Source organism: Micrococcus sp. NPDC078436 (assembly GCF_040702705.1).
In the GTDB taxonomy this organism is placed as follows: Bacteria; Actinomycetota; Actinomycetes; order Actinomycetales; family Micrococcaceae; genus Micrococcus.
Map to the genome: position 1 here is coordinate 57,410 of NZ_JBFBLX010000008.1, position 15,367 is coordinate 72,776.

Consider the following 15,367-nt stretch of genomic DNA (forward strand, 5'->3'; position numbering starts at 1 on the left):
CGGTTCCCGTCCCGCCGGCGGCTGGAAGGAGGTCTCCCCTCTGACCGGTCGCCGACCTGCAGGGTCGGGAGGCGGTCCGAGAGGTCGTCCACCCCTTCTGCGCGGCGGGGCGTCTGTGACTGTCGGACCAGGAGGACGCCATGACCATGGATGTCAGCTACATCGCCCACGACCTCAAGCTCACGGACGGGTTCCGCGAGCATGTGGCGGAGCGAGCGGCACGGCTGGAGCCGCTGGCCGGCGACGCCACCCAGCTCGAGGTGAAGGTCACCAAGTCCTCGCACCACCGACACTCCGAGGAGTCCGTGACCGTGGAGCTCACCGTGCGCGGGCCGCGGGACGTGATCCGGGCCGAGTCCTCGGCGGACGACAAGCTGGCCGCCTTCGACCTGGCCTGCGGGCGACTCGCCGAGCGCCTGCGCCGCCTGCGCGACCGTCGCAAGGACCGCCGGACGGGCCGCGGCGCGGCGTCCTCCCGCGGTGCCGGGGAGGTGGCCTTCGTCCCGCCGCTGCCCGCGACCGGAGCGGACCTTCCGGCCGCCGGCGCGGACGCCGCCGACGACGGCGAGCCCCAGCCCGGCACGCCCGTGCGGATCCGCGAGAAGGCGTTCCCCGCCACCCCGATGGGCGTGGACGAGGCGGTGGACGCCATGGAGCTGGTGGGCCACGACTTCTACCTCTTCCAGAACGCGGAGACCGGCGTGCCCTCCGTGGTCTACCGCCGCCGCGGGTGGAGCTACGGCGTCATCCGCCTCGACGAGTCCCTGCCGGCCGACCACGTGGCCGGCCAGAGGGTCCAGGAGCGGGAGTACCAGGGCTCCGCCGACTGAGCACGGGCATCCCGGCGGCAGGCACGTCGTCGCCGGGGTGCTCCGCGGACTGCCCCGTGCGCCGCGGCACCCGCGCCACCGAGCGGGCGCCGCGGCGCGTCCGGGCTCGGACCGTAGACTGTCGCAGAAGACCGCGCATCGGCCGGCCGAGGGGGCGCTCCCCGCGTGCTCGGCCACACCGCTAGGGAGCAGAGGAACCAGTGCCTTCGATCATCGACCGCGTCCTGAAGATCTCCGACAACCGTGTGCTCTCGCGCATGAGGGGGACGGTGGACGCCGTGAACCTGCTCGAGGAGGACTTCCGAGCGCTCAGCGATGCCGAGCTGCGCGCCGAGACGGACGCGCTCAAGGCGCGGCACGCGGACGGCGAGTCCCTGGACCTGCTGCTGCCGGAGGCGTTCGCCGCCGTCCGGGAGGCCTCGGGACGCACCCTCGGCCAGCGGCACTACGACGTGCAGCTCCTCGGCGGCGTCGCCCTGCACCGCGGCAACATCGCGGAGATGAAGACCGGCGAGGGCAAGACCCTCGTGGCCACCGCGCCGGCCTTCCTGAACGCCCTGACCGGCAAGGGCGTCCACGTCATCACCGTGAACGACTTCCTGGCGTCCTACCAGGCGGACCTCATGGGCCGCGTGTTCCGCTTCCTCGGCATGGAGACCGGCGTGATCCTCTCCGGCCAGGACCCGGCCACGCGCCGCGCGCAGTACAACGCGGACATCACGTACGGCACGAACAACGAGTTCGGGTTCGACTACCTGCGGGACAACATGGCCTGGTCCCTCGACGAGCTGGTCCAGCGCGGCCACCACTACGCGATCGTGGACGAGGTGGACTCGATCCTCATCGACGAGGCCCGCACCCCGCTGATCATCTCCGGGCCCGCCCAGGGCGAGGCCAACCGGTGGTACGCGGAGTTCGCCCGCGTGGTGCGGCGCCTCGAGGAGGGCACCCACTACGAGGTGGACCACAAGAAGAAGACGGTGGGCATCCTCGAGCCGGGCATCGAGGCCGTGGAAGACCACCTCGGCATCGTGAACCTCTACGAGTCCCAGAACACCACCCTCATCCAGTTCCTGAACAACGCCGTGAAGGCCAAGGAGCTGTTCAAGCGGGACAAGGACTACGTGGTGCTGGACGGCGAGGTCCAGATCGTCGACGAGCACACCGGCCGCGTGCTCGCGGGCCGACGCTACAACGAGGGCGTCCACCAGGCGATCGAGGCCAAGGAGGGCGTGGAGGTCAAGCCCGAGAACCAGACGCTGGCCACCGTGACGCTGCAGAACTACTTCCGCGGCTACGACAAGCTCTCCGGCATGACCGGCACCGCGGAGACCGAGGCCGCCGAGTTCACGTCCACCTACGGCCTGGGCGTCGTGGTGATCCCCCCGAACAGGCCGAAGCAGCGCGTTGACCGCAACGATCTCGTGTACAAGAACGAGAAGGTCAAGTTCGACGCCGTCGTCAAGGACATCGTCGAGCGCCACGCCGCCCGGCAGCCCGTGCTCGTGGGCACCACGTCCGTGGAGAAGTCCGAGTACCTCTCCACGCTCCTGGCCAAGGAGGGCATCCGCCATGAGGTGCTCAACGCGAAGAACCACGCGCGCGAGGCCGCGATCGTCGCGCAGGCCGGCCGCCCGGGCGCGGTCACCGTGGCCACCAACATGGCCGGCCGCGGCACCGACATCATGCTCGGCGGCAACGCCGAGTTCGCGGCCGTGGCCCGCATGCAGGAGCTCGGCCTCGACGCCACCGAGCATCCGGAGGAGTACGAGGCCCGCTGGCCCGCCGTGCTCGAGGAGGCGACGGCGGCCGTCCGGGAGGACCACGACGCCGTGATCGAGGCCGGGGGCCTCTACGTGCTCGGGACCGAGCGCCACGACTCCCGCCGCATCGACAACCAGCTGCGCGGCCGCTCCGGCCGTCAGGGCGACCCGGGCGAGTCCCGCTTCTACCTGTCCCTGACGGACGAGCTGATGCGCAACTTCAACCCGGGCGCGGCGCAGCGGATCATGAACAGCTCCTCCATCCCGGACGACATGGCCCTCGAGTTCAAGATGGTCTCCGCGGCCATCCAGAACGCGCAGACCCAGGTGGAGGGCCGCAACGCGGAGCAGCGCAAGAACGTCCTCAAGTACGACGACGTGATGAACCGCCAGCGTGAGGCCATCTACGCGGACCGCCGCTCCATCCTCGAGGGCGAGGACCTCGCGGCGCGGGTGCGCCAGTTCGTGGAGGACGCCGTCGGCGGCATCGTGGACGCCGCCACCCAGCACGGCCACCCCACGGAGTGGGACCTGGACGCCCTGTGGGCGGACCTCGCCCAGCTCTACCCGGTGGGCATCAGCCAGGAGGACGTGCTCGCCGAGACCGGCGGACGGGGCCGCCTCAAGGCCACGACCCTGCGCCGCGAGCTGGTCTCCGACGCCCTGCTGGCCTACGAGGATCGCGAGGCGCAGGTGGGCTCCGAGGCGCTGCGCGAGGCCGAGCGGCGCGTCGTGCTCTCCGTGATCGGGCGCAAGTGGCAGGAGCACCTCTACGAGATGGACTACCTCAAGGAGGGCATCGGCCTGCGCGCGATGGCCCAGCGAGAGCCGCTGGTGGAGTACCAGCGCGAGGGCTACACCCTGTTCCAGGCGATGCTCGCCGCGATCCGCGAGGAGTCCGTCCGCACCCTCTTCCAGGCGCAGATCTCCGCCGCCCCGGCCCCGACGAGCCTGCCGGGGATCAAGGACGCCCGCGCGGCCACCATGACGCCGCAGATCAGCGTGGAGGGCGTGGACGCCCCGCGGCAGCCCGCGCAGCTGCGCCTGAGCGGTCCCTCGGAGGACGGCACGGCCACGGCCACCCAGGTGACCACGGAGTCCGGGGCCACTGTGGAGGCCGGCACGAACCGCCGGTCCCGCCGCGCCGCCCAGCGACGCGAACGCCGCGACTGACGGGGCCGGCCGGCGTCAGCCCATCTCGACCGTGGTCACCTTCCACCGGCTGAGACGGCGCTCGAGACGAAGGGCGAAGGCCCGGGCGCGCCCGTCGGTGAACACCGTGGCGCTGGCCTCGATCCGGCCGGGGGCGACCTCGCACACCCGTGCGCCCACCGGTCGGGGCGGCGGCGTGCCGGTGCCGCGCGTCGCCGGAGACGAGGCGAGCAGCTCCAGCCGCCGTGCGACCTTGTCGTAGACCTCCGGGGAGAGCCAGCCGGCGAGGTCGCGCAGCGGACGCCGACCCGCCTCCACCTCGACGCACGCGACGGCGACGACCGCGACGAGCGACCTGGCGCGACGCAGCTCCTCACGTCCCTGCTCCGCGGCGGCCCGCCGCGCCAGCTCCTCCGTGCCGGGCAGTGCGGAGGGCCGGCGGGCAGGGCCGTGCAGCAGGCTCTCCTGGCCAGGGCGGCCCTGCCCTCGGACGGGTGGTGCGGACGACGGGCGGGACATGGCGACGGGCGGGCGGGCGGCGGCGAGAGCGGTCATGGGATCCTCCGGGAGGCTGAGGGCAGGGGGACAGCGGGCGGAATGGTCGAGGCGGGTGCCGGGGTCGGAGTGGACCGTGCGTGTCATCGGCGGGCTCCGCCGGCCTCGGGGACATGGGGGGAGAAGACCGGGGCCACCAGCACGGTGCCCGGCAGGATCAGGTGGGGGTCGTCGCCGATGACCGCCCGATTGGCCCGGTACCACTCACGCCAGCGCAGGTCGACCTCGCGCAGCGTCGCGTCCGGGCCGAGCTCCTCCTCGGCGATGTCCCACAGGCAGTCCCCGGACCGCACGGTCACCGTGGGCCGATCCTGCGTCGGCCGCTCCGCGGAGCCGGGCGGGGCAGGGGCGGGGGAGCGCGGCATCCAGCCAGCGTCGGGCAGCGGTCCGGGGACCGTGCCGATTCGAGGCGTGGGGCTCGGTGCGGCTGTCCACGACGCATCGGCGAGCGCCGCCGCCGTGGCGGGGGCCGGCGCGGGTGCGGCCCAGACGGCGGGGGCACCGATGAGGTGGAGCCCCAGGACGGCGCAGGCCGCCCGCCGCATCACGGCGGGGGCCATGCGGGAGCCGATCCGGGTGAGCCCGCGGTGGCCCGCGCGCTCACCGAACGCCATGAGGGCGATGCCGAGCGCGCCGAGACAGCACCACAGGAGGAGGAGGGCACCGGCGCCCCCGGCCGCGAGGCCGAGGGCGTGCGTCAGCTGAGGGCCGGGGCCGCGCGGAGCGGCCGCCGTCAACGTGGCGGCCGAGAGGAGCAGGACGGGCCCCGAGAGGGTCAGCAGGACGGTCCCCGCCACGTCGGTGCGCGTCGCGGACCCCGCTGTGTGGGCGGCGTGATGGTCAAGGATGTGCGGCATGGTCCCCTCCAGGCCTGGTGCGGTGCCGGCCCCGTGGCCGGTGTCGCTTGACGATCCATAGTCAAACCTGGTCCCGTTCGATTGTCAATGGTGTCCTTTGATGTCGTTTGCTGTCGTTCGGTGACGTGGCGACGTCGGACGGACGGCGCACCTCATCCCGCCGCTGCCGCACCCCTAGGCTGGCGGCATGCGGTGGGACGGACTGTTCGAGGACATCGAGGCGCGCTGGGCAGACCTCGGGTGGCAGGGCACGGTGGCCGAGGCCGCCGAGCTCACGCGCGCGGAGTGGGCCGGGATCACGCTGGCGGACCGGCTCCGCGGCGCCCGCGGCGCGGACCTCCGCGTGCACCTCGTGGGGGGACAGGCCCTCCACGTCCGGGTGCGGACCGTGGGGCGGACGTGGTTCGGCGTCGACCTGACCGGAGGCGGCTCCGCCGTCGTGCGGACGGCCGCGGTGGCGGCCGTCGAGGGGTCGCTGGGCGCCGCCGTCCCCGAGCCTGCCGGCGTGGCCGGCGAGATCGGGCTGGCGGCGGTGCTGCGCGGCGTGGCGCGTTCGCGTGCCGCCGTCACGGTGGTCGGCCTGCGGGGCGATGTGATCGTGGAGGGGACGGTGGACCGGGTCGGCGCGGACCACCTGGACATCGCCCGCCACGCCCGCGACGAGGCGCGCCGCCGCGGAGCGGTGCGGGGCGTGCTCGTGGTGCCGTTCTCCGCGGTCGGGCTCGTGCGGGGCGCGGAGGGGCTGGAGTGAGGACGGGACCGACGGGCCGGCTCAGCGCACGTCCGCGTCCATGTCCGTTCCGGACTCCGCCCACTCCCGCACGCGGGCCTGCGTGCGCTCCATCTGGCGCTGGATGAACTCGTCCAGCCAGGACTGCTCGATCCGCCACTGGCCGCGGCCTCCGACCTGGATGGCCTGGAGCTCGCCGCTGCGCACGAGCGCGCGAGCCTGCCCGGCCGAGACGTTGAGGACCTCGGCCACGTCCGTCAGGGTCAGAAAGCGCTGCACGATGCTCCTCCACGGTCGTCGCCCCGGAGCTCCGAGGCGGGCGGACGCGGTCGGGGTCGCGACCGCGTCGTCGTCCCCCATTGAATCGTGTCCGGGACGGCTCCGGACACTTTTCCACACCCAGGCGCCAGGCATGGGATCCCGCGCCGTCGGTGGATACCCTGGTGCCAGCGCGGGGCGGGGGAGGCACCGACGGGGTGCTCGGGCCCGCGCGGCCCCTCGCCGGGCCCGTCCTGAAGGGGGACCCACCGTGTCCATGCACGTCAACGCGCCAGCCGAGGGCACGCGACTGCGTCGTCCGCGGTGGCGGGATCCGCGTCTGATCGTCGGGCTCGTGCTGGTGCTCGTCTCGGTCGCGGGGGTCGTCGCCCTGGTCTCCGCCTCCCAGCGCACCCAGTCGTACTGGGCGGCCACGCGGGACATCGTCCCCGGAGCCCCCGTCGAGGCGGAGCAGTTCGCGCCCGCGGAGGCCAACCTCGGCGACGCCGGGCACCTCTACCTGCGCGCAGACGGGCCGCCGCCCGCGGGCCGCGTGGCGTCGGGGACCGTGCGGGCGGGCGAGCTGGTGCCGCTGCGCCTGCTCGGAGAGGTCGACCCCCAGCGTCGCCGGCCCGTCGGGGTGGAGCTCGACGAGCCGCTGCCGGACGGCGTCGGGGTCGGTGACCGGGTGGACGTGTGGGTCGCCGCGCCGGTGGAGGGCGGCCGCGGTCACGCGGACCCGCAGCGGCTCGCGGAGGGGATCGAGATCATCGAGCTCGCCGAGGACCAGGGCGCCCTGGGGGGAGGACCCACCGCACGCGTGCAGCTCATGGTGGACGAGGACGTGCTGCCGCGCCTGCTCGACGCGAAGGTCACGGACGCCCGCATCACGGTGGTCCCCGCCCTCGGGGCGGCCTGATCGTGCGGATCTCCCTGGCCGTCACCGTGGCGCCCGGCACGGACCTCATCGGGGTCCTCGAACGCAGTCAGAGGGAGGTCACGGTCCTGCGTCGCGCCGCCGACCTCGCCGAGCTGATCGCGGCCGCACGCTCCGGCATGGTGGACGCCGTGCTGGTGGCCGGTGGATCGGACGAGCTGACCCGCGCGTTCCTGGACGAGCTCGAGGCGGCCCCGCGGCCCGTGGGCATCGTGGCCCTGAGCGACATCCGCTCCGAGCGGGTCCGCCTCCGCGGGCTCGGCGTGCCGTGCCTGCGCGCCGACGCCGCGCCCCTCGAGCTGGCCCGCGCGATCCAGGACGCGGCGCGCGCCGCCGCACTGGGGGTGCAGCCCACGGCCGGCCTGGCCGAGGAGGAGCCGGATGGAGTGGAGGCCCTCGTGGACTCCGTGGACGCCGTCCCCGGCACCGTGGAGGTCGACACCGGATCCCTCCCGGTGGGCGTCGATCCCACGGCGCGCTGGGATCTCGCAGGGCAGCCCGTGCCGGACTCCGCGTTCTCCGAGGTGTGGGGCGGCCCCGCGCCGGACACCGGCGAGGGTGCCGCCACGACGGACGGCGGTGCGGCCCTCACGGTGCTGACCGAGGACGTGGGGGACGACGCGCCGAAGGCGGCGACGGACGACGGCGGCCCGGGCGACGGTGCGTCGGGACGGGGGCCGAGTCGGGTCGTCGTGGTCTGGGGACCCACGGGCGCCCCGGGCCGCACCACCGTCGCGGTGAACGTGGCGGCCGAGCTGGCGCTCACGGGGCTGGCCACCCTCCTGGTAGACCTGGACACCTACGGACCGGCCGTCGGCGCACATCTGGGCCTGGCCGACGAGACGGCGGGCGTGTCCCGGGCAGCACGACGGGCGGACCGTGAGCGCATCACGGCCGCCGACCTCGTGGAGGCCGCCGTGCGCGTCCGTGTGGCCGGCGCGGAGATGGACGTGCTCACGGGCTTGTCCCGGCCGGACCGCTGGCCGGAGGTGCGGGGCTCGGCCGTCGAGCGCATCCTGGGCGCGGCACGCGAGCACTGGGACCGCGTGGTCGTGGACGTGGGCTTCAGCCTCGAGGAGGACGAGGAGCTCTCCTTCGACGTCCCCGCCCCACAGCGCAACGCCGCCACGCTCGCCGCGCTTGGCGCCGCAGACCGGGTGCTGGCGGTGGGGACGGCGGACGCCGTGGGCCTCCCGCGGCTCATCCGAGGGGTCGAGGCGCTCGGCCGCACGGTGACCGCCGAGGGCATCGGCGTGGTGGTGAACCGCACGCGGGCCGGGGCGTCCGGGGTGTCGCCGCGGGCCCAAGTGAGCTCGGTCTGGGCGCGCTACGGACCTCCCGTGCCCGTGGCCGCGTTCCTTCCGTGGGACCCGGGCGCCGCGGACCGTGCACTGCTGGGCGGGCAGGTGCTCGCCGAGGCGGCCCCGTCCAGCCCCCTGCGCCGGGCGGTCGCGTCCCTCGCGCGCAGGGAGGGGGCCGTGCCGCCGGGGGACGGGCGCCGTCGGCGGCGGGCGACGCGGTCGGGCACGGAGGACGACGCTGCCGCAGGGCGGCGGGGGAGCGGCCGTAGGCTGGTCCCATGGTCAGCACTCTCGCGTCGGACCCCCTGAACTCGCACCCCGACCTGGGGGAGCAGGAGCGCTCCTGGCTGCAGATGCTCGTGGGGGACTGGCAGCTCGTCGCCGACCTCGGCCTCGCCGACCTCGTCCTCTGGTACCCCGTGCCGCACACCGAGCCGGCCGGCGGCTACGTGGCCGTGGCCCAGGTGCGTCCCTTCACGGCCCCCACGCTGTTCCAGCGCGACATCGTCGGCTCTCGGGTCCGCGCCGACCTGCGTGCCCTCGTGGACCGGGTGTGGCGGGCCGACGCCCCGGGCGAGGGCGTGGAGCCCGTGGTCGCCCCTGGCGGCACCCTCCAGGTGCGGCTGTGGCCCGTGGTCCGCGAGGGACGGGTGATCGGCGTGGTCAGCGCCCACGCGGACCCGAACAGCCGGCCCGCCCGCTCGGTGATCGAGGAGAACTACGGCGCAGCCGCGGACCAGCTGCTCGACATGATGCAGCATGGCCGCTGGCCCGACCCGGAGGATCCGCCGGCCTTCTGGATCGGGGGAACCCCGCGCGTCGGCGACGGGCTCGTGGTGCTGGGCGCGGACTCGCGGGCGCGCTTCACGAGCCCGAACGCGGTCTCGGCCCTGCGACGCCTCGGCGTGACCGCACCGCTGCTCGGGCGTGCGCTCACGGACATCCTGCTGAGCACCGCCGCGGCACGGCGTCCCGTGGAGGAGGGCGCGTGGTCCATCCTCGGCGGCCGGCGGGCCGGGCGCACCGAGGTGCAGGCCGGCGGCGCCACCCTGACGGTGCGCAGTGTCCCCCTGCGTGGCGGTGACGGCTGGACGGGCGCGCTCCTCATGCTCCGCGACGTCACTGAGCTCCGCCGTCAGGAGCAGCGTCTCGTGAGCAAGGACGCCACGATCCGCGAGATCCACCACCGCGTGAAGAACAACCTGCAGACCGTGGGCTCGCTGCTGCGGATCCAGGCCAGGCGGATGGACTCCACTGAGGCCGGGCGTGCACTGCGTCAGGCGATGCAACGCGTGGACACCATCGCGCTCGTGCATCAGACGCTCAGCGAGGAGATCGACGGCCACATCCCCGTGGACGGCCTCCTGCAGCGGCAGTTCCGGCTCGCGGTGGAGGTGGCGGGCGACGGCCGGCCGCTCGCCACGGAGGTGACGGGGGAGTTCGGCGAACTCCCGACGCACGTGGCCACGCCGCTGGCCCTGGTGCTCAACGAGCTGGCCACGAACGCGGTGGAGCATGGGACCGGGCCGGGCGGGGGGCACGTCGCGCTGCGCGCGCGTCAGGAGGACACGCCCTCGGGCCGTGTCCTGGTGGTCACGGTGGAGGACGGCGGAACAGGGGCTCCCCTCGAGGGGGAGGCGGGCGACTTCCAGCCGGCGCCGACGTCGTCGGGGCTCGGGCTGCGGATCGTGCAGACGCTGGTGGAGGGGGACCTGCGGGGCGCCATCCGCTGGGAGCGGCGCCCCGACGGCGGCACGCGTGTCAGCGTGCGGGTGCCAGCGTCCTGACGCCGCGTCGGCGGGTCAGGACGCGCGGCGCGCGCGGGCGGCCCGGCGCTTCATGGCCCGGCGCTCGTCCTCGCTCATGCCGCCCCAGACGCCGGAGTCCTGGCCGGACTCCATGGCCCACTTGAGGCACGTGTCGATCACGTCGCACGTGCGGCACACGGCCTTGGCCTCCTCGATCTGGAGGAGGGCCGGGCCGGTGTTGCCCACCGGGAAGAAGAGCTCCGGGTCCTTGTCGAGACACGCGGCCTTGCTGCGCCAATCCATGGGGATGCTCGCTTTCTGTCTAGTGTCCCGGGTCCGTCGTGGGTCCCCGGGGAGTCGTGGCCGCGGCCTGGAGTGGGCGCTCGGGGCTCCACGGGCTCTGGGCCGGGCCCCGGGGCGTGCACGACCCGGTCATCAGAACGGGGACCGAGTCTTGGCGATTCGGCCCCCGTCGATTGCATTGGGAACAATCCTCGCACGGGGCCCCAGTGTGAACAAGAGGTGAATGACAACGATCACAGGCCGCGCGGGTGAGTCGTTCGTCACCTCGGCGACCGGCATCCGCGGCCGGGAGCGCGTAGCGTGGAGCCGGCCGCGCGCACCGCTGCCGACCGCCCATCGTCGTCTCGACCACCCGAAGGGGAGTCCGCCATGGCCCCGTCCCGTCGCCGCCCGCCCGCGGCCGTCCTGCTGGTGGCGGGCGTGCTCGCCGCCCAGTCGATCGCCCTGCTGTGGCTCGCCGTGGACGCCCTGGCCCACGTGGGCGGCGGCGTCCTGCCGTCCGGAGCCCAGGTGTTCCTCGCGGTGCTCTACCTGCTGCTCGGGGTGTGGGTCGGCGCCGCCGCCGTGGCCATGGTGCGCGGGCGTGCCTGGAGTCGGGGCGCCACCACCGCGGTGCAGCTGTTCGCCGTGCTGCTCTCGTGGTGGCTCATCAGCATGGGCGCCGCACCGCTGGGGGCGGGGCTGCTGGTGCTCTCCGGCGCCGCCCTCATCGCGCTGTTCACGGGTCCGGTCACCCGGCACCTCTCACCCGCCTCCGATGGGACGCCCGCCGGCGCGGACCGCCGCTGAGGCGTCAGCCGGCACGGACCCGGGCTCCGGGACGACGACGGTCCGCCGCCTCCGGGGGAGGCGGCGGCCCGTCTGTGGCGGTCGCGGTCAGTTGACCGGGCCGGTGAGCTTCTCGCCCGGGCCCTTGCCCGGCGCGTCCGGGAAGGGGGAGGCCTCGCGGAAGGCGAGCTGCAGGGAGCGCAGGCCGTCGCGGAGCGGGCCGGCGTGCTGGCTGCCGATCTCAGGGGCGGCGGACACCACGAGGCCGGCGAGGGCCGTGATGAGCTTGCGGGCCTCGTCGAGGTCGATGAGCTCTCGCGCGTCCGGGCTGTCGGCGAGTCCCACCTTCACGGCGGCGGCGGTCATGAGGTGCACGGCCGTGGTGGTGATGACCTCCACGGCGGGGACCTCGTGGATGTCGCGGATCTCGGCCGGCGCGCCGGCGTCCTGCGGGGCCTGGGGGTGACGTTCATCGGTCATGGTGGTAAGCTTCCCACAGACCACTCCCGGTCTGTGCACGCAGCAGTCTGGCCCACGGGCCCGGCGCCGCGGCGTCAGCCCCGGGAGGACAAGTGGAGGCCTCCTCCCACCCGCGTCAGCAGCATGTCCGGCACCGCCGGGCCGAGTTGCCGGGTCACCGATCGGTCCGCCGGGTGCATCACGCCCGTCGCGTCCCGTTGTCGAGGGTCCCGTCCGTCGGGATCGCGTCGAGGCCTCCGTCTGCGTCACCGCAGGGGAGGCCTTCTCTCGTTTCAGAGGCCCGTCCTGTCGCGCCGCGCGGAGTCCACCCCGTCGTCTCAACACAGGAGTAGCGCCATCAGCGATCCCCGCATCAACGAGCGTATTCGCGTTCCGGAAGTCCGCCTCGTCGGCCCGAACGGCGAGCAGGCCGGCATCGTCCGCATCGAGGACGCACTGCGGCTCGCGGCCGAGGCCGACCTCGACCTCGTGGAGGTGGCCCCCACGGCCAAGCCTCCGGTGTGCAAGCTGATGGACTTCGGCAAGTACAAGTACGAGGCCGCCGTGAAGGCCCGTGAATCGCGCAAGAACCAGGTGAACACGGTCCTCAAGGAGGTCCGCTTCCGCCTGAAGATCGACACGCACGACTACGAGACGAAGACCGGCCACGCCAAGAAGTTCCTGGGCCAGGGTGACAAGGTGAAGGCCATCATCCAGTTCCGCGGCCGCGAGCAGCAGCGCCCGGAGCTCGGCATCAAGCTCCTGCACAAGTTCGCGGAGGATGTTGCGGACCTGGGCAGCGTCGAGTCGCAGCCGCGCCAGGACGGTCGCAACATGGTCATGGTCATCGGCCCGCACAAGACCAAGGCGGAGGCCCGCGCCGAGCAGCGCAAGGACTCCGGCGAGGATCATCGCGAGCGTGCCGACGGCGGCTCGCGCCGTGACCAGGCCGCCCGTGAGGCGCGTGCCGCCGCGGAGAAGAAGGCCAAGGAGAACGCCGCGCCCGTCTCGAACTCGGTGGGCGACGCGTTCCCGGAGGAGCTGCGCCGTCTCGCGGCCGAGCCGCGCACCACCCCGTCGGCTCCCGCGGTGGAGGCCCCCGAGGCCCCGGCGTCGCAGGCGCCCTCCGAGTCCGTGAAGGCCCCCGCGCCGCAGGCCCGCCCGGCGGCCCAGGAGCGGCCCGCCCGCCCGCAGGCGGCTCCGCGTCCGCAGTCCGCGCCCCGCTCGGCCGAGCCGCGGCGCGGCGCCGCGCCGACCTCGGAGTCCGCTCCGCGCCCCGCGGCCCAGCCGAGCGCCCCGGCACCGGCCACCCAGCCGGCGTCGGCGCCGAAGCCCGCCGCCGCCCCCAAGCCCGTCGCGGCCCCGAAGCCCGGTGCCCCCAAGCCGGGCGCCGGTCGGCCGATGCCCACCCCGCCCAAGCCCGGCGCCCCGCGTGGCGGTGCGCCGAAGCCGGGCGCCAAGGGGGCCTGAGCGTCGACGTCGGCCCTCGGGCCGTCCCAGTCCAGCCCATCCCGCACGGGATGGGTGAGCACAGCACTGCCGCACCACCCGTGTCCGGCAGCTGAAGAACGAAGGAGAACGGCAGCCATGCCGAAGATGAAGACCCACAGCGGTGCCAAGAAGCGCTTCCGCGTGACCGGCTCCGGCAAGATCATGCGCCAGCAGGCCAACCGCCGCCACTACCTGGAGCACAAGTCCTCGCGCCTGACCCGCCGCCTCGCCGGCGACAAGGTCGTCTCCAAGGGCAGCATCAAGACCATCAAGCGGATGCTCGGCATCTGATCACCCCCGTCCGGCCCTGTGCCGGGCACCCTCCCGCCGACGTGCTCTCGGACGCACCGGCGGGGCATCACAGATAGGAGTCGCACGTGGCACGTGTGAAGCGGGCAGTGAACGCCCACAAGAAGCGTCGGACCATGCTGGACCGCGCGTCCGGCTACCGCGGTCAGCGGTCTCGCCTGTACCGCAAGGCGAAGGAGCAGCTGCTCCACTCGTTCACCTACAACTACCAGCACCGTCACAAGCGCAAGGGCGACTTCCGTCGCCTGTGGATCACCCGCATCAACGCGGCCGCCCGCGCCAACGGCATGACCTACAACCGCTTCATGCAGGGCCTGAAGCTGGCCGGCGTCGAGGTCGACCGCCGCATGCTGGCCGAGATCGCCGTCTCGGACGCCGCCACCTTCACCGCCCTGGTGAAGACCGCGCGCGCCGCGCTGCCCGCGGACGTGAACGCCCCGGCCGCCGGCCGCTGAGCCGACACGGAGCGCGCGTCGCGCGGTTCGCGCGCGAACGTAAGCACCACGCCGATGGGGGCGGGCCGATTCCGGCCCGCCCCCATCGGCGTCCCCGCCCCTGCCCCACCCCGAAGGAGCCCCCGCATGACCCCGGACGCCGCCCTGCTGGCCAATCCTCGGGCGGACCGCGTCCGTGCCGTGGCCGCACTGGCCACCCGTTCCGCCCGACGCCGCACGGGCACGTTCCTCGTGGAGGGCCCCCAGGGGTGCCGCGAAGCCCTGCGCGCGCACCTGGGCGAGGGGCCGGCGCCCGTCGAGCAGTGGCCCGCCGGCCACGTTCTGGTGCAGGTGTTCGTGGGGGAGGGGCTCGCCGAGCGTGACCCGGACCTTGCCGCACTGGTGGGGCGCCTGACCGACGTGCCCGTGCGCACGGCCACGGCCGAGGTGCTCGGCGCGATGTCGGATGCGGTGACGGCACAGGGGATCGTGGCGGTGGCCCGGATCCCCGAGGAGCGCTCGGCGTCGGCCGTGCTGGAGGGCGCCCGCCTGGCCGCGGTGCTCTGCCGGGTGCAGGACCCTGGCAACGCGGGGACCGTCCTGCGGGCCGCGGACGCCGCGGGCGCGGACGCCGTGGTCCTCACCCCGGGCTCCGTGGACCCCTTCAACCCGAAGGTGGTGCGGTCCACCGCGGGATCGCTCTTCCACGTGCCGTTGGCGGTCGGCGTTCCGGTGGGAGAGGCGGCGGAGCGGGCGCGAGCCGCGGGCCTGCAGGTGTGGGCGGCCGACGGCTATGCGCCGGACCGCCTGGACACGCTGCCCCGTGACATCACGGGCGGGCCCACGGCGTGGCTGTTCGGCAACGAGGCCCAGGGCCTGGACGACGAGGAGATGTCCCGGGCCGACCGTCGCGTGGCGGTGCCGCTGTACGGGGCGGCCGAGTCCCTGAACGTGGGCACGGCCGCCACGGTGTGCCTCTACGCCTCCGCGATGGCGGCTCCGCGCGACGGAGACGCCCGGGCCGACGGGGCCTGACCCCGGGACCCGGCGGACGCGGGAGGCCCGCGATGCGGGCATGCGAAAGGGGTGGGAGACCGGGTGTCCGGTCTCCCACCCCTTTCAGGCGGTGCGTGTCAGATCGCGAGGATCAGACGCGGGTGCCGCGGCCCATGCGGCCGGCGACGGCCTGCCAGATGGCGGCAACGATGACGCCGCCCAGGATCGCGAAGATCCAGGTGGTCAGGGAGAAGAACTCCTGGTTGGGGTTGAAGCCCAGGAGCTGGCCGATCCAGCCGCCGAGGAGGGCGCCGAGGACGCCGGTGATGAGCGCGCCGATCCAGCCCGAGCCCTGCGAGCCGGGGAGGATCATGCGGGCGATGGCGCCGGCGATGAGGCCGAGGATGATCCAAGCAATGAAGCCCATGATGAAGACCTTTCGATGGTGGGACGTGCACTTGTGTGACGCCGTTACG

General features: G+C 74.1%; 17 protein-coding genes. 11 read left to right on the plus strand and 6 right to left on the minus strand.

Translation table 11 applies throughout. From position 1 onward, the window contains the following. Positions 1–140 precede the first annotated feature (140 nt). Both raiA and secA read left to right on the plus strand, forming a co-directional pair. Positions 141–830, plus strand: a complete 690-nt coding sequence (gene raiA / locus AB0302_RS06325) for a ribosome-associated translation inhibitor RaiA (RefSeq protein ID WP_366370897.1) — start codon at positions 141–143, stop codon at positions 828–830. A gap of 200 nt (positions 831–1,030) precedes the next feature. Continuing rightward, positions 1,031–3,766 carry a preprotein translocase subunit SecA gene (gene secA / locus AB0302_RS06330; protein WP_298713777.1) on the plus strand — a complete coding sequence of 912 codons (2,736 nt, stop codon included), beginning with the start codon at positions 1,031–1,033 and terminating at the stop codon, positions 3,764–3,766. A gap of 15 nt (positions 3,767–3,781) precedes the next feature. On the opposite strand, the gene AB0302_RS06335 is transcribed toward secA, so the two are convergent. Continuing rightward, positions 3,782–4,300: an Rv3235 family protein gene (locus AB0302_RS06335; RefSeq protein ID WP_298713775.1), complete on the minus strand. Its 519-nt coding sequence runs from the start codon at positions 4,298–4,300 to the stop codon at positions 3,782–3,784. An 83-nt stretch (positions 4,301–4,383) separates the two neighbouring features. Continuing rightward, positions 4,384–5,157: a hypothetical protein gene (locus AB0302_RS06340; protein ID WP_366370898.1), complete on the minus strand. Its 774-nt coding sequence runs from the start codon at positions 5,155–5,157 to the stop codon at positions 4,384–4,386. A gap of 187 nt (positions 5,158–5,344) precedes the next feature. Between AB0302_RS06340 and AB0302_RS06345 the strand changes: the two genes are divergently transcribed. After that, positions 5,345–5,908, plus strand: coding sequence for a hypothetical protein (locus AB0302_RS06345; protein ID WP_248117162.1), 564 nt, complete (start codon positions 5,345–5,347; stop codon positions 5,906–5,908). 21 nt (positions 5,909–5,929) lie between these two features. On the opposite strand, the gene AB0302_RS06350 is transcribed toward AB0302_RS06345, so the two are convergent. After that, positions 5,930–6,166, minus strand: a complete 237-nt coding sequence (locus tag AB0302_RS06350; RefSeq protein WP_248117160.1) for a helix-turn-helix domain-containing protein — start codon at positions 6,164–6,166, stop codon at positions 5,930–5,932. A gap of 256 nt (positions 6,167–6,422) precedes the next feature. On the opposite strand from AB0302_RS06350, the gene AB0302_RS06355 reads away from it, so the two are divergent. The 3 genes from AB0302_RS06355 to AB0302_RS06365 are packed head-to-tail and all read left to right on the plus strand — an operon-like array spanning position 6,423 to position 10,170. Continuing rightward, positions 6,423–7,064 carry a flagellar biosynthesis protein FlgA gene (locus AB0302_RS06355; RefSeq protein ID WP_319076301.1) on the plus strand — a complete coding sequence of 214 codons (642 nt, stop codon included), beginning with the start codon at positions 6,423–6,425 and terminating at the stop codon, positions 7,062–7,064. A 2-nt stretch (positions 7,065–7,066) separates the two neighbouring features. Then, positions 7,067–8,692 (plus strand): ATPase, encoded by a 1,626-nt coding sequence (locus tag AB0302_RS06360; protein ID WP_366370899.1) that lies wholly within the window; start codon positions 7,067–7,069, stop codon positions 8,690–8,692. Continuing rightward, positions 8,662–10,170 (plus strand): sensor histidine kinase, encoded by a 1,509-nt coding sequence (locus AB0302_RS06365; RefSeq protein WP_366370900.1) that lies wholly within the window; start codon positions 8,662–8,664, stop codon positions 10,168–10,170. Before AB0302_RS06360 ends, AB0302_RS06365 begins: the two co-directional genes overlap by 31 nt. A gap of 15 nt (positions 10,171–10,185) precedes the next feature. Here AB0302_RS06365 and AB0302_RS06370 read toward each other — a convergent pair whose 3' ends face one another. Continuing rightward, positions 10,186–10,434 carry a WhiB family transcriptional regulator gene (locus tag AB0302_RS06370; protein ID WP_248117155.1) on the minus strand — a complete coding sequence of 83 codons (249 nt, stop codon included), beginning with the start codon at positions 10,432–10,434 and terminating at the stop codon, positions 10,186–10,188. A gap of 369 nt (positions 10,435–10,803) precedes the next feature. Here AB0302_RS06370 and AB0302_RS06375 point away from each other — a divergent pair, with 369 nt between their 5' ends. Further along, complete coding sequence (locus AB0302_RS06375) at positions 10,804–11,223, plus strand: hypothetical protein (RefSeq protein ID WP_298713762.1); 420 nt, start codon at positions 10,804–10,806, stop codon at positions 11,221–11,223. A gap of 87 nt (positions 11,224–11,310) precedes the next feature. Here the strand turns inward: AB0302_RS06375 and AB0302_RS06380 are convergent, their stop codons facing one another. Further along, positions 11,311–11,682, minus strand: a complete 372-nt coding sequence (locus AB0302_RS06380; protein ID WP_248117151.1) for a DUF1844 domain-containing protein — start codon at positions 11,680–11,682, stop codon at positions 11,311–11,313. A 351-nt stretch (positions 11,683–12,033) separates the two neighbouring features. Between AB0302_RS06380 and infC the strand changes: the two genes are divergently transcribed. The 4 genes from infC to AB0302_RS06400 all read left to right on the plus strand — a co-directional run bounded on the left by infC (position 12,034) and on the right by AB0302_RS06400 (position 14,930). After that, positions 12,034–13,131: a translation initiation factor IF-3 gene (gene infC / locus AB0302_RS06385; RefSeq protein WP_366370919.1), complete on the plus strand. Its 1,098-nt coding sequence runs from the start codon at positions 12,034–12,036 to the stop codon at positions 13,129–13,131. Positions 13,132–13,248: 117 nt separating this feature from the next. Further along, positions 13,249–13,443, plus strand: a complete 195-nt coding sequence (gene rpmI, locus AB0302_RS06390) for a 50S ribosomal protein L35 (protein WP_248117147.1) — start codon at positions 13,249–13,251, stop codon at positions 13,441–13,443. Positions 13,444–13,529: 86 nt separating this feature from the next. After that, a complete protein-coding gene (rplT, locus tag AB0302_RS06395; protein WP_248117145.1) occupies positions 13,530–13,916 on the plus strand; it encodes a 50S ribosomal protein L20 in 387 nt (128 codons plus the stop codon). Between the two features lie 126 nt (positions 13,917–14,042). Continuing rightward, positions 14,043–14,930 (plus strand): RNA methyltransferase, encoded by an 888-nt coding sequence (locus tag AB0302_RS06400; RefSeq protein ID WP_366370901.1) that lies wholly within the window; start codon positions 14,043–14,045, stop codon positions 14,928–14,930. 112 nt (positions 14,931–15,042) lie between these two features. Here the strand turns inward: AB0302_RS06400 and AB0302_RS06405 are convergent, their stop codons facing one another. Further along, the gene (locus AB0302_RS06405; protein WP_319076231.1) at positions 15,043–15,318 is read right to left on the minus strand and encodes a GlsB/YeaQ/YmgE family stress response membrane protein; all 276 of its coding nucleotides are present in this window, start codon (positions 15,316–15,318) and stop codon (positions 15,043–15,045) included. Positions 15,319–15,367: the final 49 nt, after the last annotated feature.

Excerpts from the sequence above, each read along its gene's own strand:
- AB0302_RS06365 (WP_366370900.1), top strand. The coding sequence starts at position 8,662 with ATGGTCAGCACTCTCGCGTCGGACCCCCTGAACTCGCACCCCGACCTG.
- rpmI (WP_248117147.1), top strand. The coding sequence starts at position 13,249 with ATGCCGAAGATGAAGACCCACAGCGGTGCCAAGAAGCGCTTCCGCGTG.
- AB0302_RS06345 (WP_248117162.1), top strand. The coding sequence starts at position 5,345 with ATGCGGTGGGACGGACTGTTCGAGGACATCGAGGCGCGCTGGGCAGAC.
- AB0302_RS06335 (WP_298713775.1), bottom strand. The coding sequence starts at position 4,300 with ATGACCGCTCTCGCCGCCGCCCGCCCGCCCGTCGCCATGTCCCGCCCG.
- raiA (WP_366370897.1), top strand. The coding sequence starts at position 141 with ATGACCATGGATGTCAGCTACATCGCCCACGACCTCAAGCTCACGGAC.
- AB0302_RS06370 (WP_248117155.1), bottom strand. The coding sequence starts at position 10,434 with ATGGATTGGCGCAGCAAGGCCGCGTGTCTCGACAAGGACCCGGAGCTC.
- AB0302_RS06375 (WP_298713762.1), top strand. The coding sequence starts at position 10,804 with ATGGCCCCGTCCCGTCGCCGCCCGCCCGCGGCCGTCCTGCTGGTGGCG.
- AB0302_RS06355 (WP_319076301.1), top strand. The coding sequence starts at position 6,423 with ATGCACGTCAACGCGCCAGCCGAGGGCACGCGACTGCGTCGTCCGCGG.
- AB0302_RS06340 (WP_366370898.1), bottom strand. The coding sequence starts at position 5,157 with ATGCCGCACATCCTTGACCATCACGCCGCCCACACAGCGGGGTCCGCG.
- AB0302_RS06400 (WP_366370901.1), top strand. The coding sequence starts at position 14,043 with ATGACCCCGGACGCCGCCCTGCTGGCCAATCCTCGGGCGGACCGCGTC.
- AB0302_RS06380 (WP_248117151.1), bottom strand. The coding sequence starts at position 11,682 with ATGACCGATGAACGTCACCCCCAGGCCCCGCAGGACGCCGGCGCGCCG.
- AB0302_RS06405 (WP_319076231.1), bottom strand. The coding sequence starts at position 15,318 with ATGGGCTTCATTGCTTGGATCATCCTCGGCCTCATCGCCGGCGCCATC.